Genomic DNA, 16,908 nt, shown 5'->3' on the forward strand with positions numbered 1-16,908 from the left:
CAAGCGTATGTTGCAACCATGTTGCAATTATTTAGCAAATTAACTTGTGATTGAGTTTAAGCATCTTAAAAACTTCCAAATTTTAGCCAAAGAACGTAATTTCCAAAAAGCAGCCCAAAAATTAAATCTTGCTCAACCTTCATTAAGCCGGAGTATTCAACGACTCGAGCACCTACTTGGCACCGAACTTTTGCTTAGGGGAAGCCAATCAACCTCTTTAACTCCCGCAGGAGAGTTGGTTCTTAGCCATAGCCAGCATATTTTGCAAAATGTCGAAACCCTGCGAAAAGAATTGCAATATATGCAGGGGAAAAGCAGCGGTTATTTATCCATCGGCGCAAGCCCTGTGCCAGCAAATACGATTCTAGGCCCCATTCTCGGGCGTTTTTTTGAGCAATATCCAGATATTCATATCGATCTAGAGGTTGGAACCTGGCAGCAACAACTCGAAAAATTGCTGCGGGGAGAACTCACTCTGCTAATTACAGATGTTGAAGGTGAAATTATTGGTCACGAAAGCGCAATACAATCCTTTAATTTACCTTCTTTTGAAGCGGTGTTTTGTACCAGAGTGGGACATCCGTTGACGTATTTAGATCACTTAACGCTAGAGGATATTAGAAACTACCCGCTCGCCATACCCAAAAACTTACCTTATGGCGTTAGCGAACAATTTGGCGATCTGTTTAATAAGTATCGAACAGACTTTTCGGGATTATTACATTACGACTCATTCCCTCCCATAAAAGGCGCCTTGTTACATTCTCAAATTGTCGCATTAACACCACAAATCACCTTATTTGATGATGACATTAAAAATGCGGTACGCGTTATAACGCCACTTGATATGCCTAAACTAAACGTATTTTTTAGTGTTGTGATGCTTAAAAAGCAAATCAGTATTCCAGCAAAACGCCTGTTAAGTTTGTTACTTTAAGTAGCAGTTGTATTTACCACGGAAGATACCGCGCCATTTACATTAAAAAGAGAGTTAAATTCAATATAAAACTCGATTAAGCAACCATTTTTAGCCTTTCATTCCGCCAAACATAGTTTATTAACCTTGGCATTTCTCATGCCTGCCTGATTGCAATCGTATTCAAACTTTTAAGCAGGATTAAATACGCTAAGCTGCTCTCAATCACCATCCCAAAAAAAACCAATATGATGAGATTACTCGGCATTTTATTTATACTGCTAAGCTCAAGTTTCAATGTATATGCGCAATTACCGCAAGTAAGCGCAGGCAGCATTGAGCGACTCACCAGTTTCCCTTCTGCCTTTGTTCCGCCTCGAAATATCGATATTTGGTTACCTGCGGGTTACGATAAACAGCAACGTTATGCCGTGCTGTATATGCATGATGGTCAAATGCTATTTGATGCGACAACAAGCTGGAATAAACAGGAGTGGCAAATTGATGAGGTGGCATCGAGATTAATAAAAGCAGGAAAAACTCAACCTTTTATCGTGGTTGGAATCGATAACGCAGGCGAAAATCGCCATAGCGAATACTTTCCACAGCAACCCTTTGAAAATCTGTCCCAAGCACAACAAACTGCACTTTATCAATTACAACGCACCAAAAACCAAGCGCTATTTAGCCAGCAAGTGTACTCAGATCGCTACCTCAAATTTCTAGTGACAGAACTTAAGCCCTATATTGATAGCCATTACTCTGTTTATACAGATGCCGCCCATACCTTTGTCATGGGATCGAGTATGGGCGGATTAATTTCACTGTATGCGATCAGCGAATATCCTCATATTTTCGGTGGTGCGGCTTGCCTATCAACTCACTGGCCAGGTACGTTTGAGCAGCAAAACAACCCTATTCCGCCTGCATTTTTTAACTATATGCAGCAAAAACTCCCCGATCCTTCGACACATAAACTCTATTTTGACCATGGAACGGCCACTTTAGATGCCTGGTATCCACAATTACAAGCTAAAGCAGATAAGATCATTGAGGCGAAAGGCTACACAAGTCAGAATTGGCAAAGCCTAATATTCGAAGGTGCCGAGCATAGTGAGCACGCTTGGGCGGCGAGGCTAGATATCCCACTTATCTTTTTGCTCGCTTTAAAATAGCAATGCCCTCTTCAATTATTAAGAGGGCTAATCGCCAGCTTTCAGGCTGGGCAAGCTTTGGGACAAAAGCGTGATGGTCCCTTTGCTCTAACTCGTCTGTTTAGGATTAAATTTCTATGGCTTAACGATTAAGCTAACGGGCGTCCAAAAGCGCAGCTTTTGGACGTCCAGCGAACGAAGTGAGCGATAGTTGAGCGCATTGTTAGCTGCCTTCACCTGGCTTGCTCGTATTGCCGACAACCTCGTTGTATAAATTTGAAAATCTTTCAATCACACGCTCAGCAAAGAAGCCAGTGATAGCGGAAACACCGGTTACACCCCAGACATTAAATGTATCTATTTGAGTTTGATTGATAATGCCTGCTCTCAAAATTAGAAAAAGAACAAGAGAGACAAATAAGCCTACTATAGCTGCGTGCACCATATGCCATAGGTTAAGCGATTCATTTTTAATAACGGCATCATGTGAAAAATAGCGCATAAGGCCGCCCATCATTCCCGAGGATGATACTGCAAGAAATACTTGAGCTTCACGCAGTCTTGCGGGGTCCTCAAAGGGCAGGCTTTCGTAGAAAAGTATTGAAAAGCCTACGCCGAATAAGGTTAGAAAGAATAGCGAGATAGCTAAAGCTCTCACCACAAAGTAACTAAATTTATCAGGCTCTATCGCTATAAAGGTAGTGTTCATAATTCTGTGTCATTTCAGTAAAATATTCAAAAACAGGAATGACACATGACCCAACCTTTTAACTTCGAACAAGCCCTTAAAGATCTGCAGTCAGGTAAAAGCCTCACAGGTAAAGACAGCATTCTTGGCCCACTGATCAAGCAACTCACTGAAGCGGCTCTCCAGGCTGAGCTTGAGCAGCATTTAGCGCATGATCCTCAGCCTAATCGTAAAAATGGCAAAACCCCTAAGACCATTAAGCATCCGTCCGGTAACTTTGAGTTAGACGCGCCTAGAGACCGCAATGGCACCTTTGAGCCTCAGTTGATTAAGAAAAATCAAACTACACTAACCGATGAAATCGAACGTAAAGTGTTGTCGATGTTCAGTATAGGTATGAGCTATCGCGATATTAATCAACATGTTGAAGATATGTATGGGCTCAATGTGTCTAACGCAACAGTAAGCGCCATCACCGACAAACTCATCCCCGAACTTAAAGCGTGGCAACAGCGCCCATTAGATAGCCATTATCCTATCGTTTGGCTTGATGCGATACATTATAAAGTCAAAGAGGATGGGCGTTACGTCAGTAAAGCCGTTTACACATTGTTAGCGCTTAATATGAAAGGAAAAAAGGAAATTTTAGGGCTTCACTTATCCGAAAATGAAGGCGCTAATTACTGGCTATCCGTACTGGCCGATCTTAATAATCGTGGTGTAAAAGATATTCTTATCGCCTGTGTTGACGGCTTGACCGGTTTCCCTGAGGCCATAGCCAGTATCTTCCCTCATACGGAAACACAGCTATGCGTTATCCACCAGATCCGCAACTCAATGAAGTATGTCGCCTCAAAAAATCAGAAAGCGTTTATGGCTGATTTAAAGCCTGTGTATCGAGCCGTGAGTAAAGAAGCCGCAGAGATGGCCTTGGACGAACTGGAGGCCAAATGGGGTGATGCTTATCCGTTGGTAATCAACTCTTGGCGTCGCAAATGGCATAATTTGTCCCATTATTTTAAGTACCCAGAACATATCAGGAAAGTGATTTACACGACCAATGCGGTTGAGGCTGTGCATCGCCAATTTAGAAAGCTCACCAAAACCAAAGGTGCATTTCCTAATGAAAATAGCTTGTTGAAGCTACTTTACGCAGGCATATTAAACGCCTCAGATAAATGGACTATGCCAATCCACAATTGGAGCCTTTGTTTATCTCAGTTAGCGATTTATTTTGAAGGACGTTTAGATAGCGTGCTAGAAATTTAAAAATTAGCCTGACACAGAATTTTGAACGCCCTCGCTATAAATGATGCAATGGCTGTGCTAATGATCATTGCCACCATTAGATTGTCGATACTTCTCTCATAAAACCCGCCGTATATGAAATAGAAGATCATGAATCCTGCAATGGCTAGCATTGCAGGCAGCATCCGCTTTGTGAATTCCTGAGACTTTTTCCTCTGTTCTTCTCTTTCTTCTTGTTCCATTGTTTCTCCTTATTATTTCTAAGCAGCTAACGCCGTTTTAAAAGGCAAAATTAAAGCTGGCTTAAACAGGCGACGAAGGAGCAAAGCCAGCTTTAATTGCATCCTTTTTTAAAGCCTTGTTATGCAGCAACTTCACGGTTAGCTTTGTACTTTTGGACTTCCAACTCACGGTTGTGTTTTTCTAACTCGCTCTGTAATTGACGCTCTTGCTTTCTATCTTCAAACTCTTTCTCCATTCGATGATAAATCAGGCCACCCATTTTAAATCAACAACATAATGCACTTTCCGTTTACCTACAACTTGTAAAAGTTAACATTGTTTAAAAAAGAACCATCAAAAGTCGCAGGGACAGCATCTGAGGCAATAAATTGCGCTAATCCCTTAAAAAATGGAGCATTTCAGACGAGGTATATCGTCCCATTGTACTTGGGAGGTGCTCGGCAATGGTTGCTTTCGAAGTGATATAAGCAGTTGTCAGTTACTATGAAAGTGCTGGCAGCTTGCGGCAAAGTGCCGTCGTCGCTTTTCAAGATGTTCGCAGTAATCGGTTAGTTCTTGTAATGTGCCTACTGGACCGTGAAATAGTTTTCCAAACTCGGTGGTCAGCTTGAGCCAATTGTCATGGGGGATATTTAATCTGATCAGTATGTTGGCGCTATTTTCACTGATGTATCCACGTTTATCGTTGCGAATAATTCGGCCAGTATCATCTACCAATTGAAGGTAATCCGTTAATGAAAACGCAATACCATTAGGTTGGTTGTTACACTCGTTACCAATAAAAGGCAGGAGATTGCTCGGCTGCTCACCTTTTAATGCGGCCCGAATACGTAGCTGAATACTGGTATGGTCGGATTGTTCTGGTGTATCAGCCAATTGCGCTCTAATCGGATTCAAATCAACGTAAGTCATACAGGCTAACACGGCGGCTTCATCCAGTAAGGCCTGGGATTTAAACCGTCCTTCCCAGAAGCGACCTGTACAGTTATCTTCTTGATTTGCTTGCCTTGCGATAGGTTCATTTAAGCAGCGCATAAACCAGCTAATATCGCACAAACGGCTGCGGTAAATGGCGATTGAATGTTTTAGCTTGAGTATTTGATGAGGTTCAACCAACTCACCTTTAACGAATTTTTGCGTTAATTCATCGCCTTTAAACAACTTATGCCACTGCTCCAGTACTTCACGGTCAGTCCAGCGATTTGCCGTCTCGATGTCCATTCGAAAAACCACATGCAGATGATTCGACATCACCGCAAACGCTGCCACATCAATAGCAAAAATGGCTCCAAGTTCAAACAATAATGACTCTACCCAAGCGCGGCGATGGTCATAATTTTTCCCCGAATAGGCATCATCGCCACATAAAAATGCACGCCGCACCACGCGACTACAGCAATGGTAATAGGGTGTGTCTTCAAGACTTATCTGGGTTCGGCGAGGGCGCGGCATACAAACCTCCTTGTTCAATGCTTAATCAAAGCATAGTCGGAGGTTAGCTACCGCGCCATTAAGGTTGGGTGCTGAGATGGTCACCTCGGTCTCGGCATCGCAATGTGCCATGATTTAGGTGCACAAAATCTGACTCGAGGTGACCGATATGAACTATAAACTCATCAGCATTGATTTGGCAAAAACTGTCTTCCAAGTCGCAGCCTTTAACCCTGATAACACCATTGCTTTTAACCGTAAAATCAATCGCCCAGCATTACTTGACATGCTTAGGCAATGCGAGCCGACACTCGTGGTGATGGAAGCCTGCTACAGCGCTAATTACTGGGGGCGTACAATCGAAAAACTCGGCCATACCGTCAAGCTTATCCCCGCCAGAATGGTGAAAGCCATGCTGGTTGGTAATAAGAATGACGCCAATGATGCGGTTGCCATCGGAGAAACGGCTGGCCGCCCTAAAGTGAGTCTACTTCGCCCTAAAACGGTCGAGCAGCAGGATATTCAATCTTTACTGCGCATTCGTGAGCGCTTGGTGGAGAATCGCACGGCTAACTGCAATCAACTGCGTGGTTTTCTCGCGGAATACGGCCTGATTGTCGCAAAGACCCGCCGCCAGTTGATGTTAGCCATTCCGCTCATTCTTGAAGATGCTGACAACGAATTATCCACGGTTGCCAGAGGGTTTATTCAACGACTCTATGAGTTTCAGTTGTATTTAAATGAACAAATCGACCAGGTTGCACAGGACATATTAGCCCTTGCCCAAGCCATGCCACAGTATCCATTATTGCTAACCATCCCCGGTGTCGGCCCTATCGTCGCATCCACATTATTAGCCAGTATTAATGAAGTTAATGATTTTAAAAATGGCCGGCAATTGGCGGCATGGCTAGGGCTCACTCCTTCACAATACAGCAGTGGCACGACCAATCGGCTCGGCAAGATAACCAAGCGCGGAAATCAAACGCTCCGGCGGTTACTTATCCATGGCGCAAGAACCGTGGTGAACTGGTGCGATAAGAAAGACGACTCACTTAGCCTGTGGTTACAACGGCTTAAACAGCGTCAACACGTCTGCAAAGTGACGGTTGCCTTGGCCAATAAGATGGCTCGGATGGTGTTTGTAGTGATGAGCCGCGGACAAGCATTTGATATGAATAAGGCCTGTAAATTGGCAACGTAATGCAGTGTTTTTTGCGTAAATAGACTCAAAATGTAAATAGATAAATGTCCATCAAAGCACAACAGCGGTAATGGTATTAATGAGTTAAACGGTTTGTCTTACCCAAAACCTGATGAGGACAGTGGCCTTTGAGGCCATGTGGGTGCCAAGGAGGGTAAGACGTCAATTTGGATCTCATTAGGGCGCAACAGACGCCGGATATATGTCGCAAGACCGCAAACCATTAACGACCGATACCCCGTTGTGAAAGGTGAATTATCGATTAGCACAAATTAATTTGAACAAAATAGGACATTGACCTTGCTAACCCCGAGGTGACCATATATGTCCACTATTAACCAAGTACAGATTATTGAGGATAGCTATATCAATGTGCATGATTTTATTAAGCGTCCAGCCCTATATGTGCCAGAATCGCTGCAAGCTAAATACGATGTGGATAATTTGCAAATCCCAACTTATCTACGCCAACAAAAGCCTCCAACGCATTAATTAACCTGAGCTCGGGTTAATTAGCTTGATACAAAAACACCACATCTTTATCTATCACTTCGAGCCGCCAACCATAATGCTCGGCAAGCCATTGAAAAGTGGCTTCGGCGTAAAAGTTAATATGAGTGGGATCATTTTTATAATGCCAAGTGCTAAATGCCGTGGGATTAAGCACTCGCTTGGTCATCACGGCCAAAATGCCCTTGGGTTTGAGCATCCCCTTTAACTGTGTCAGCAAAGCATCGGCATCACTTACATGCTCAATCACTTCGGTAAGGGTAATAAAATCGTATTGACGAGTCAGTAACTCGGGGTGGTTCGCGTAATAAAGATCGTAGTTCTCGACCCGATAACCCCGCGCTTGCGCCATCAGGCTTAAGGCTTTGCCTTCACCACAACCAAAATCCAGTCCCAATGCTGTGGATTCAAAACGCGCCAATAAGGGAGCGAGAGTCCTATCTAAAAACTGTTGGTAACCTAAATCCTGGGGGTGATTTTCATGTTTATCGTACTCAGCCTTTTCTTCATCGCGACTCAAATAAAACTCAGCGGGGACACTCACCAAGGCACAACGCTGACATTGTTGGTAAGGGCGACGTTTATCGTGATGATAAGCCACTAAATCGGTGCTATGGCACAGCGGACAGGTATTCAACAGCAGTTCCTAAAAGAGTTGTAAGGCAAACAGCGAATATTGCCTTTAGGTGGATAACGATTAACAGCTAAGGTTTAGGGATTTTACGCTCTTTGGCTGCGGCTTCCTTTGCTTCTTGCAGATATTTTTGCTCACGGTTTTCCCTTTCATCAAATTGCTTTTGCGCCTTGAGCTTTTGCTGTGCCTCCCAATCCTGAGGATTGGTTTGCTGTTTTATTTTTTCTTCCCGCGACCTTGTCTCGCTTGCTGCTTGGCGTGCTTTTTCGAGCTGTGCCTGTTCGAGTCGCTCAGAATCGATACGGGCCTTATCGGCCCTTTGCTCCAAGGTTAACCGTGGTTTGGCTTGCTCCGCTGCATGTGCCGCGGGCAATAACGCGCCAAGACACATCCCTAAACAGATGGTTTTAATGACTCTTTGCATCCTATATTCCCCTTTATTCCCCTTGAATCCTTGTTCACCTTATTGCCACAGCTAACGGAGTTTGCAGAGCAAAACATAGCATAAATCATTATTTTGCCGTGATCAGTTAGCATTATTTTCGCTTCAGCAAATAAAATTAAGTTATCCTAAACTATTATTTTTTAATTTATATTTGAGCAAAACATCGATTCGGTTTATTTTTAACCCCATATGAATGATGTACGATTTGATACAAGCAAACTTTTGATTCAAGCAAACTAAGGGAAAGGATGTGACCTTAATCAATGTCACCGAGGGAGTATCCTAATGATTCGATGGCAGCACTTGCTAAATAAACTCACAACAGATGACCCACTGTTGCAAGAAAAGCTCTCTGTTTGGCGAATCCATCCCCATAAAACACCCCTCGCGCTGATCCAAGGTTTTAGTTTTATCAGTGCAAACAGTGCCACCCTCGACTACTTTGGCACCGAATATGATACGTTTGTCAATGCAACTCCCTATGACTTTTCGCCTAGAATTCAATCATCTGGGCGTAACAGCGTTGAATTTGCGCGGGAGATGATTCTAGAAGCCGTTTCAGGGATTAATGTCGAATTCAGTTGGCTCCACCTTAATCAACAAGGGAACGAACTGCCTACTCGGGTGAACCTCTATCGCTGCTATCTACAGCAACAGCCTGTTGTACTGGTCGAGTTACAAGCGTTAAACCGTAGAACCCAAGTCAGGCCAGCCATTGCCGACGGCTTTGCCCATATTCCGAAAGAAATCCTCTCGACGACCTTAGAAGAAAGTGCCGAAGCGGTTTATATCACTGATATCGATAATAAAATTTTGGCGGTCAACAAGGCGATGTGCCGTATTTGCGGTTATAGCGCAGAGCAATTAATCAATAAAACCCCATTTTTTTTAGAAGCCAGCCCACTCAATGCCAGTGACGAAAGCGAGTGCCTGCAAGCTTTAAAACAGCGTGGCTTTTGGCAGGGCGAAACCTTAAAACAACGTTCTGATGGCAGCACATTTCCAGCATGGCAAAGTAGTCGCCGCATCGCTGCAGATGGTCTTGAGTATCATGTAAATATCTTTAGTGATATCAGCACTAAAAAACTGCTCGAAACACAACTCACTACTCGTGCCATGTATGACACCTTAACGGGGTTACCAAATCGTTTCCATCTTAAACAGATCCTTAATGGCGCCCTCGACAAACTAAAGGACGATCCCCTCGCCCTCGGTGCACTGATGTTTTTGGACCTCAACGGTTTTAAAAATATCAATGACAGTTTTGGCCATTCCATGGGCGATAGAGTATTGCAACTGGTCGCAGCACGCTTAGAAGCCGGTTGCATCGAAAAAGCGGATATTGCCCGCATGGGCGGCGACGAATTTACCCTAGTGCTGCAGGATTGTAGTTGCAAGGAAGAAATCCAACTGTTTGCCGAGCAAATTTTAAGCTTGTTCGACAGCCCGTTTGAAATTGAAGGCCAAAAGTTTTTCCTCGGCACTAGCATTGGCATCGCGCTTTTTCCAACACACAGTGATCAAGCTGGCCAACTGATTAGCTTGGCCGACACAGCCATGTATTGCGCGAAAAAAAACCAGCCTCATTTAGTGTTTTATGATAAATCCATGAGCCAAGCTGCCGAGCTTAAATTAAAACTTATCAATAACCTAAGACATGCCCACAGTTTAAAGCAGTTCAAACTTGCCTATCAGGCCATAGTCGATTTGCATACCAATAAACCGATTGCTGCCGAGGCCCTGCTACGTTGGCAAAAATCCCCCACAGAGCATTATGAAGCCGCTGAGTTTGTGCCTTTGCTGGAGGAAACGGGCCTGATTGTCAGCATTGGGCAATGGGCACTCGAACAAGCCTGTAAGCAGGCATCAGTATGGCGAGCACAATATCAGCCCGATTTTAAGATTTCAGTTAACGTATCGCCATTGCAATTGGAGCATGTGGACTTTGTAGGTCAAGTGGTTAACGCGCTTGAAATGGTTGCCCTACCCGCTGAAGCCTTAATTTTAGAAATCACTGAATCCGCGCTGCTGCGTCAACCTGAACAGGCTCGTCATACACTTGAACGAATTAAAGCCTTAGGTGTTGGCATTGCTATTGATGACTTTGGCACAGGGCTGTCTTCGCTCAGCCGTTTAGGAACCTTACCCATTGATAGCGTGAAGATTGATGCTGAATTTGCCCTCAGATTGACGGATGCCTCAGGACAAAAACTCTGCCATGCCATAGTGCAATTAGCACAGGCACTCGGCATTCACTTTGTAGCGGAAGGCATCGAGACCCAGCAGCAAAAAGATATTATTACCCATATGGGACAAGGCTTTGCCCAAGGCTTTTTATTTGGTTATCCAAGTTATGTTGAGCAGTTTACTGAGTCCTATTTGGCCGAGAAATGTATTGCTTAAACAGGAACGATTAAAAGCGCTTAAAACTCAGTGACTGATTGTTATTAAGATAATTTAGATTAGCTATCGGTAGGCTCGATAGCCCTGCCAGCACACCATAAGATATGGAATCACTCCCCTGCAAAGCAATTGGCTGGCAAAGCTATCTCATCATTTGCGGTGCAAATGAATCGTCACTATTAAACCTTGTTTTACGTTACGTTAGCGTGATCTGAATAAGATTTTAACTATTTTAATTCGCACTGAGTCCCAAAAATGCAAAAACTGAAAATCACTTACCGCAATTCTAAAAAGTGAAATTAATCATAGCGTAACCTCACCTCAGCGGGCATAGCCTGAAGTCGCATCGCCACCATAGCATCAAACGCCGCCAATAACGGGCTTACATCTAAACCATCATCAAGTGCTTTGAGCATATAAGCGCTCGCCTCTAAGGTTGATAGGCTATCGCTGCGGCTCGATTTGCGGATCTTATATCTTGACGCATAACCCTGTGCCAAATGTACCGCCGGAAATTGCGCCAACCATGGATTTAACTGCAAGATTTTAAATGCTTTACGCCAGGTTCCATCGATTAATAGCAGCACACAATCCACGCATATAGACTGGCTTTCAACGCTCGCGCTCTGCTCTGAGGGATACACAAGATAGATAGGGCGCTGACATCGGCTTAATTGCGCCCGCAGCGCAGCAAAATCCGCCTCAGACTCACCCACATACACTTGAGTATCGGGTATCACCAGGCTTAGCACCCTAACACTATTCTTTTTATGTTCGACTTCAGAGGGATGCTGCAATACCAACAGCTGCGTCTGCGGTTTTATCTGCTGTAGATGGGAGCATAAGCACGCATTCATCGGATAACAGCAAGTGGGGCAATAGTGGCGGCTCACAGCGAGTTCTCGATAACACAATTTCAAGCAGTATAGCAGCTTGAATTATCATTAAAAAATGCCCGTAGCCATGGTCAAATAAGCTACGGGCAAAGGGTGTATCTTAGGTTAGCCGTATGATTAATGCTCTGCGGCTAACTGCTCTTGGTGCCAGTGGTCAAATCGGCTGATCGCCATCATTGAAAGTAATCCGATAGAGAAAAATCCCATCACTAATGCCACTGCATAGGGTGCGGTCAGATTAGTTTGCTGCACCAGCCCAGCAATCACTGATGCGCCACTCATTTGGATAAAACCTAACATTGCCGTTGCCGTTCCTGCACGCTCGCCAAAAGCGGAGAGCGCCATACTGGTTGCAGGGCCTAACAAGAATGCAAAACCAATACACAACAACATCATAGGTAACATAAAGGCAAAGGCAGCAGCCATTCCGGCACTCGGGCCAAAGGCTTGCGCTGCGATAATAAATACTGCCGAGAGCACCAACAGTGCTAAAGCAAGGATGGCGGTTGGACGATTACCTAATTTACGGATCACCACTGGCGCAGCAAAACAAGCAACAATATTGACCAAAGCGTTCAATCCAAATAACCCACTAAAGGCCAACTCGGATACCCCTAAATGGCCGATAAGCCACACGGGTGAGTAGGACACATAACTTAAAATCGCCGCCATCGCTGACATACAAGCAAAGGCATAAAACAAGAAATGCGTATTGCTTAAAACGGGTTTATAACGGCTCCAACGGTACAAAGGTCCAGTACTCACGGTATTGGCAGGGCGAGTTTCCGGTAAACGGTATCCCACCAATAGCATCATTAAAATCGCGTACAGGGTCATAAACACAAAGGTTGAACGCCAGCCAAACTGCATAGCCAACAGACCCCCTAAGGTTGGCGCCAGTGCCGGGATCACGCAGATAGCACCATTTAAGTAACTGTAAATCTTGGCGCCTTCCTTCGGCGAATAACAATCGCGCACCGCACTAAAGACCACAATAGAGGTCGAACAGGCTGCCAAACCTTGCAATACACGGGCAATTTGTAACCAATGGAATTCAATCGCTGCGGCCGCGAGCAAACTGCTGGCGCCATATAGCAGTACACCAAAGAGTGCGACAGGGCGACGTCCATAACGGTCTGCTAATGGGCCAATCAATATCTGCCCCACGCCCATAGCAAATAAAAATAATACCAGAGTGGACTGCACTTCACTGGCAGATACGGCGAACTCTGCCGCCATAGTAGGCATAGAGGGTAGATAAATATCAATTGCCAATGGGCTGAGTAGCACCAAAGACATCAAAATAGGTAACAGATTGCGCCGCATAACACTTATCTCGGTTTAACAGTAAAAGGTATTTCAGTGGGCGCTAGTTTAAATAACTCAAGGTATGAACAGAAATGGTATAATTTCCAAAGTGAATTTCCTTTCAGGAATATCTATGAATCTCGATAACTTAGCCAGAATTGATCTCAACCTGCTGGTGATATTAAAAGTTTTACTTGAAGAACAAAGTGTTACCCGCGCAGCAAGTCGTTTGCATATTAGTCAATCTGCGCTGAGTAAGAGCTTGAATCGCCTGCGAGACACCTTAGATGATCCCCTGTTCCAACGCACAGCCCACGGGCTAAAACCCACAGCCCATGCGCTCAATATAGGGCAAAAGCTGCCTAATATTTTGCAGGATTTATATCAACTTACCCAACCGCCAACCTTCAATCCGGCTAGTAGTAACAGGCAGTTTTCCTTTGCCATGGTCGAAAGCGCCTATGAAACACTGATACCCTATTTTATTGGCCCATTATTGAATACCGCGCCCAATATAAAGCTCGACTCTTATGTCTGGACCGAAAAATCCATGCATGACTTACAGCAAGGGCAAATTGACTTTGGGATTTCAGGACGAGATCTACATCCGCTCTCAGATTCACACACAGATCGCCTGCCCGAAGGTATTGCTTGCCAAACTCTGTTTACCGACACACAAGTATGTTTAGTTCGCCAAGATCATCCACTGATGGCAGCACTCAACTCGCCCCAGTGGAATTTATCCTTGTATTTGGATATGGCGCATGTGCAGGTTCGCTGCGAAGGGAGTGATTGGTGGGCACTAGACTATTTTCTTGCTGATCGCAGCCACAGGCGCCAAATTAGCACCACAGTTCCGGATTTTTACGGTGCGGCCAGTGTCTGCGCCCACAGTGACTTGATATTTACCTTGCCTTCAAGCTTTGCTCTGCACGCCTGCAAGCTATACCCACTGAAACTATTGCCTTTACCCTTTGAGTTTATGCCCATGGCTTATGTGCTCTTGTGGCATCAACGCAACGATGAAGATCAAGGTCATAAATGGATGCGCGACACCATTTGCCAAAGCGTTGAAAAACTGATACTGCCGCAGAGTTAATTGAGTACTACATAAAAAGCCCAGAACACTAACGCATTCTGGGCTTTTTATTCAAGCAAACTTACAGAATAAACGTCGCTACCTGAGCATTGAGATCATTGGCGCGCGCCTTTAATGCCTGAGCTTGAGTGAGATCCGACTTCGCCGCCTCGGTGATTTCGTCGGTCACATCCTTAATCGCCACCGTATTTTGGGTGATTTCACCTGTCACTTGAGTTTGCTCCTCGGCGGCGGTGGCAATTTGACCCGCCATATCCGAAATCACATTCACGGCTTGAGTGATTTCTTCCAGTGCCTTGACCGCTGCATTGGCATCTTCAACGCTATTGCCCGCCAACATTTGACTACTTTCCATCAAGCTAACAGCCTTCGCCGTTGTTCGTTGCAATGTCTCAATGGTTGCATGCACTTCTTGGGTCGAATCTTGGGTACGGCGCGATAGCACTCGTACCTCATCTGCCACAACCGCAAAACCACGCCCCTGCTCGCCAGCACGGGCAGCCTCAATTGCCGCATTGAGGGCTAACAGGTTAGTCTGCTCTGCAATGCCTTGAATTGTGGCCAAAATGCTGGAAATAGACTGGGCATGACGGCTTAAATCTTCAATGACCTCAGTCGCTTGAGTCACTTCATCCGCCAAGGAATTAATTGAACTACGGGTTTTATTAACTAACTCTTTCCCTTGGAAGCTGCTCGCTGCTGATTGCTGTGCCGCAGTTGCGGTATTTTCGGCATTGGCGGCAATTTCATTAGTCGCGCTCGCCATTTCAGTCACCGCAGTCGCGACCATAGCGACTTCCTGCTGCTGACGTTGTAATTCGGCCACGGCAAGATGGTTGGTTTTAAGACTGTGCTCAGCATCCGCATCCAGCTCACCGGCCAAATGGCGAATATGACTGATGAGCTGATGCTGACTGCCAACAAAACGGTTAAAGCTATCGGCCAGTACGCCCACTTCATCTTGAGTATCGACCTCAATACGTTGGGTTAAGTCACCGTTACCATCGGCAATGCGCGCAAGCGCCTGCGATACGCGTCCTAATGGCCCCAATAATAGATTCACCAACCAAGAAATAGCCAATACGCTCAGCAATAACACCACGGCTGAAAGACCCAATTGAGTCAGCAGTAAATTGGTTAATGGCGCCTCAAGAGTCTCTTTGTCCAGCACTATCACCAGTTCCCAATCGGTATTGGGAATATCGACACCCCAAACTAACTTATCGCGGCTTTCATGTTCGAAATACATCGGCAGCCATGTGCCCGCCTGACGGCTCTGTTGGGGTAAATTATGGTTAAGGTCGTTGTCGATATCGCTTACAGGCTTCATCGCTTTAGAGGTATCTTTGTAAGCGATCACAGTGCCATCTTGGTGCATCATAATGGCGTAACCATTGGCTGGTAAGGTCATACGATTGACGCTTTCTACCAAACTCGCAATCGACAGATCGCCCCCAACCACACCTTGGGAAACCGCCTGCGCCATAGTAACCACTAACACATTGTATGCCACATCGACATAGGGCTTAGTCAGGATAAGCCCACGCTCATTTGTCGCTTGCTTATACCAAGGGCGAGTTCTCGGATCGTAACCTGTACGATCTATGCTGAGGTCGGAGTCCAGCATCTGCCCCGCTTGCGTACCGTAGTAAGTAAGCTGAAATCGGCCCGAAGCCTGTGCCTGCTGTAATGCGTTTAAACTGTCACCTTCAACCTTAGATGCCAACGCCCCCACAATATCCTGACGTCCAGCGAGCCATTCTTGAATGCGTTCAGCCTGTTGATCGCCCAGTCGCTGCACCTGTTCTAAACTATTTTGCAGCAACAATGACTTTTGGCTGGAATAGCTTTGCCATGAGAGCAAGCCAATCACGAGGGAAAGCGCAATCACGACCGAAATCAGGATCTTTTGTTTAAGCGAGTATGAGTTCATGTTGGTATCTACGGTTTTACACAGCTTTAAAGGAAGGAGTGGTAAGACTGACAGGCATTTACTGTAAAAAATTTACAGTTTTAGCCAAAGCCAATCAAAAATTAGCCTAAATTTTCGCACATGTTACACCGCAAACAAAGAATCACTCGTCACCAAATTAATAAATATTTAAGTAAAAACATAAAGATAACCAATAACGATCAAAGCAAAAATAAATATCAACCTAAGGATCACAACGAGCACAACTTTCCAACAAACCGATGCGGCCGACGTAAAACAACGTAAATTAACCCAAATTAACGTGACTCAAATCGTTTATTTATTGCACACTGGACCTCCATAACAGAGGGAGAGAGGCTTCTCGTATAAGCCAATTTGGCTAAGCCCGTCATAACACCTTGGGCTACTCACCTTCAGCCTCACCCATTTTGATTAGGAGTTCTTATGATTTATCAACAATTTCAACAGAGCCCATTTCAGCAACGCATTTCCGGCCCTCGGGCTTGGTTAGCGATGGCAGTCACTGTCAGCTTGATCTGCTTATCCCTGTTTTTATTGCCTTTTGTTCTGTTATTTGGCGCAATTGCTCTCGGTAGTTTAGTGTTATTTAGCCGTATTTATGTGGCTCGCCAATTGAGCAAGTTTAACCGTGAACAAGCACATCGCGCGCAGGCGCAAGCAAGAGAAGCGGCAAGCCAAGCCTCGACGTTTAATCAAACCGCAAATGTCGTGCGAGAACTCCATGCGGATCAGTACCGTGGTCGCACCTTTGAACATCAAAAAGATGAAGGCTAAT

The 16,908-nt window shown here is 45.0% G+C and carries 17 protein-coding genes; 8 read left to right on the forward strand and 9 right to left on the reverse strand.

Annotated elements, in window-relative coordinates; all coding sequences use genetic code 11:
* Positions 1–46 precede the first annotated feature (46 nt).
* Positions 47–937, forward strand: coding sequence for a LysR family transcriptional regulator (locus tag SO_RS21095; RefSeq protein WP_011074154.1), 891 nt, complete (start codon positions 47–49; stop codon positions 935–937).
* 227 nt (positions 938–1,164) lie between these two features.
* On the forward strand, positions 1,165–2,091 hold the full coding sequence (locus tag SO_RS21100) for an alpha/beta hydrolase (protein ID WP_011074155.1): 927 nt from the start codon (positions 1,165–1,167) through the stop codon (positions 2,089–2,091).
* A gap of 202 nt (positions 2,092–2,293) precedes the next feature.
* On the opposite strand, the gene SO_RS21105 is transcribed toward SO_RS21100, so the two are convergent.
* Complete coding sequence (locus SO_RS21105; RefSeq protein WP_164925798.1) at positions 2,294–2,779, reverse strand: YEATS-associated helix-containing protein; 486 nt, start codon at positions 2,777–2,779, stop codon at positions 2,294–2,296.
* Between the two features lie 45 nt (positions 2,780–2,824).
* Here SO_RS21105 and SO_RS21110 point away from each other — a divergent pair, with 45 nt between their 5' ends.
* Positions 2,825–4,027, forward strand: a complete 1,203-nt coding sequence (locus SO_RS21110; RefSeq protein ID WP_011070721.1) for an IS256-like element ISSod4 family transposase — start codon at positions 2,825–2,827, stop codon at positions 4,025–4,027.
* Here the strand turns inward: SO_RS21110 and SO_RS21115 are convergent.
* The 3 genes from SO_RS21115 to SO_RS21125 form a co-directional block, all read right to left on the reverse strand.
* Positions 4,024–4,248, reverse strand: coding sequence for a hypothetical protein (locus SO_RS21115; protein WP_164925799.1), 225 nt, complete (start codon positions 4,246–4,248; stop codon positions 4,024–4,026). The two genes, SO_RS21110 and SO_RS21115, sit on opposite strands and share 4 nt — an antisense overlap.
* 119 nt (positions 4,249–4,367) lie before the next feature.
* Positions 4,368–4,508 carry a hypothetical protein gene (locus SO_RS21120; RefSeq protein WP_164925800.1) on the reverse strand — a complete coding sequence of 47 codons (141 nt, stop codon included), beginning with the start codon at positions 4,506–4,508 and terminating at the stop codon, positions 4,368–4,370.
* A 215-nt stretch (positions 4,509–4,723) separates the two neighbouring features.
* Positions 4,724–5,701 carry a transposase gene (locus tag SO_RS21125; protein WP_011074156.1) on the reverse strand — a complete coding sequence of 326 codons (978 nt, stop codon included), beginning with the start codon at positions 5,699–5,701 and terminating at the stop codon, positions 4,724–4,726.
* A gap of 148 nt (positions 5,702–5,849) precedes the next feature.
* On the opposite strand from SO_RS21125, the gene SO_RS21130 reads away from it, so the two are divergent.
* Positions 5,850–6,884, forward strand: coding sequence for an IS110-like element ISSod14 family transposase (locus SO_RS21130; protein ID WP_011073686.1), 1,035 nt, complete (start codon positions 5,850–5,852; stop codon positions 6,882–6,884).
* A 324-nt stretch (positions 6,885–7,208) separates the two neighbouring features.
* Complete coding sequence (locus SO_RS21135; RefSeq protein ID WP_164925801.1) at positions 7,209–7,376, forward strand: hypothetical protein; 168 nt, start codon at positions 7,209–7,211, stop codon at positions 7,374–7,376.
* A gap of 16 nt (positions 7,377–7,392) precedes the next feature.
* Here SO_RS21135 and SO_RS21140 read toward each other — a convergent pair whose 3' ends face one another.
* Together SO_RS21140 and SO_RS21145 are read right to left on the reverse strand one after the other, a co-directional pair.
* Positions 7,393–8,031, reverse strand: coding sequence for a class I SAM-dependent methyltransferase (locus tag SO_RS21140; RefSeq protein ID WP_011074157.1), 639 nt, complete (start codon positions 8,029–8,031; stop codon positions 7,393–7,395).
* A gap of 67 nt (positions 8,032–8,098) precedes the next feature.
* Positions 8,099–8,452, reverse strand: coding sequence for a hypothetical protein (locus SO_RS21145; protein WP_011074158.1), 354 nt, complete (start codon positions 8,450–8,452; stop codon positions 8,099–8,101).
* Positions 8,453–8,758: 306 nt separating this feature from the next.
* Between SO_RS21145 and pdgA the strand changes: the two genes are divergently transcribed.
* Complete coding sequence (gene pdgA, locus SO_RS21150; protein WP_011074159.1) at positions 8,759–10,876, forward strand: diguanylate cyclase PdgA; 2,118 nt, start codon at positions 8,759–8,761, stop codon at positions 10,874–10,876.
* A 299-nt stretch (positions 10,877–11,175) separates the two neighbouring features.
* Here the strand turns inward: pdgA and SO_RS21155 are convergent, their stop codons facing one another.
* Together SO_RS21155 and SO_RS21160 are read right to left on the reverse strand one after the other, a co-directional pair.
* Positions 11,176–11,769: a tRNA-uridine aminocarboxypropyltransferase gene (locus tag SO_RS21155; protein WP_011074160.1), complete on the reverse strand. Its 594-nt coding sequence runs from the start codon at positions 11,767–11,769 to the stop codon at positions 11,176–11,178.
* Positions 11,770–11,889: 120 nt separating this feature from the next.
* Positions 11,890–13,098: a multidrug effflux MFS transporter gene (locus tag SO_RS21160; RefSeq protein ID WP_011074161.1), complete on the reverse strand. Its 1,209-nt coding sequence runs from the start codon at positions 13,096–13,098 to the stop codon at positions 11,890–11,892.
* A 115-nt stretch (positions 13,099–13,213) separates the two neighbouring features.
* Between SO_RS21160 and SO_RS21165 the strand changes: the two genes are divergently transcribed.
* Complete coding sequence (locus SO_RS21165) at positions 13,214–14,179, forward strand: LysR family transcriptional regulator (protein ID WP_011074162.1); 966 nt, start codon at positions 13,214–13,216, stop codon at positions 14,177–14,179.
* A 61-nt stretch (positions 14,180–14,240) separates the two neighbouring features.
* Here the strand turns inward: SO_RS21165 and SO_RS21170 are convergent, their stop codons facing one another.
* Positions 14,241–16,112 carry a methyl-accepting chemotaxis protein gene (locus SO_RS21170; protein WP_011074163.1) on the reverse strand — a complete coding sequence of 624 codons (1,872 nt, stop codon included), beginning with the start codon at positions 16,110–16,112 and terminating at the stop codon, positions 14,241–14,243.
* Positions 16,113–16,556: 444 nt separating this feature from the next.
* Here SO_RS21170 and SO_RS21175 point away from each other — a divergent pair, with 444 nt between their 5' ends.
* Positions 16,557–16,907: a hypothetical protein gene (locus SO_RS21175; protein WP_011074164.1), complete on the forward strand. Its 351-nt coding sequence runs from the start codon at positions 16,557–16,559 to the stop codon at positions 16,905–16,907.
* Position 16,908: the final 1 nt, after the last annotated feature.

It is taken from the genome of Shewanella oneidensis MR-1, from assembly GCF_000146165.2.
GTDB classification, from domain to species: Bacteria; Pseudomonadota; Gammaproteobacteria; order Enterobacterales; family Shewanellaceae; genus Shewanella; species Shewanella oneidensis.

Excerpts from the sequence above, each read along its gene's own strand:
- SO_RS21130 (WP_011073686.1), top strand. The coding sequence starts at position 5,850 with ATGAACTATAAACTCATCAGCATTGATTTGGCAAAAACTGTCTTCCAA.
- SO_RS21125 (WP_011074156.1), bottom strand. The coding sequence starts at position 5,701 with ATGCCGCGCCCTCGCCGAACCCAGATAAGTCTTGAAGACACACCCTAT.
- SO_RS21175 (WP_011074164.1), top strand. The coding sequence starts at position 16,557 with ATGATTTATCAACAATTTCAACAGAGCCCATTTCAGCAACGCATTTCC.
- SO_RS21105 (WP_164925798.1), bottom strand. The coding sequence starts at position 2,779 with ATGAACACTACCTTTATAGCGATAGAGCCTGATAAATTTAGTTACTTT.
- SO_RS21120 (WP_164925800.1), bottom strand. The coding sequence starts at position 4,508 with ATGGGTGGCCTGATTTATCATCGAATGGAGAAAGAGTTTGAAGATAGA.
- SO_RS21170 (WP_011074163.1), bottom strand. The coding sequence starts at position 16,112 with ATGAACTCATACTCGCTTAAACAAAAGATCCTGATTTCGGTCGTGATT.
- SO_RS21100 (WP_011074155.1), top strand. The coding sequence starts at position 1,165 with ATGATGAGATTACTCGGCATTTTATTTATACTGCTAAGCTCAAGTTTC.
- SO_RS21165 (WP_011074162.1), top strand. The coding sequence starts at position 13,214 with ATGAATCTCGATAACTTAGCCAGAATTGATCTCAACCTGCTGGTGATA.
- SO_RS21135 (WP_164925801.1), top strand. The coding sequence starts at position 7,209 with ATGTCCACTATTAACCAAGTACAGATTATTGAGGATAGCTATATCAAT.
- SO_RS21115 (WP_164925799.1), bottom strand. The coding sequence starts at position 4,248 with ATGGAACAAGAAGAAAGAGAAGAACAGAGGAAAAAGTCTCAGGAATTC.
- SO_RS21145 (WP_011074158.1), bottom strand. The coding sequence starts at position 8,452 with ATGCAAAGAGTCATTAAAACCATCTGTTTAGGGATGTGTCTTGGCGCG.
- pdgA (WP_011074159.1), top strand. The coding sequence starts at position 8,759 with ATGATTCGATGGCAGCACTTGCTAAATAAACTCACAACAGATGACCCA.
- SO_RS21160 (WP_011074161.1), bottom strand. The coding sequence starts at position 13,098 with ATGCGGCGCAATCTGTTACCTATTTTGATGTCTTTGGTGCTACTCAGC.
- SO_RS21110 (WP_011070721.1), top strand. The coding sequence starts at position 2,825 with ATGACCCAACCTTTTAACTTCGAACAAGCCCTTAAAGATCTGCAGTCA.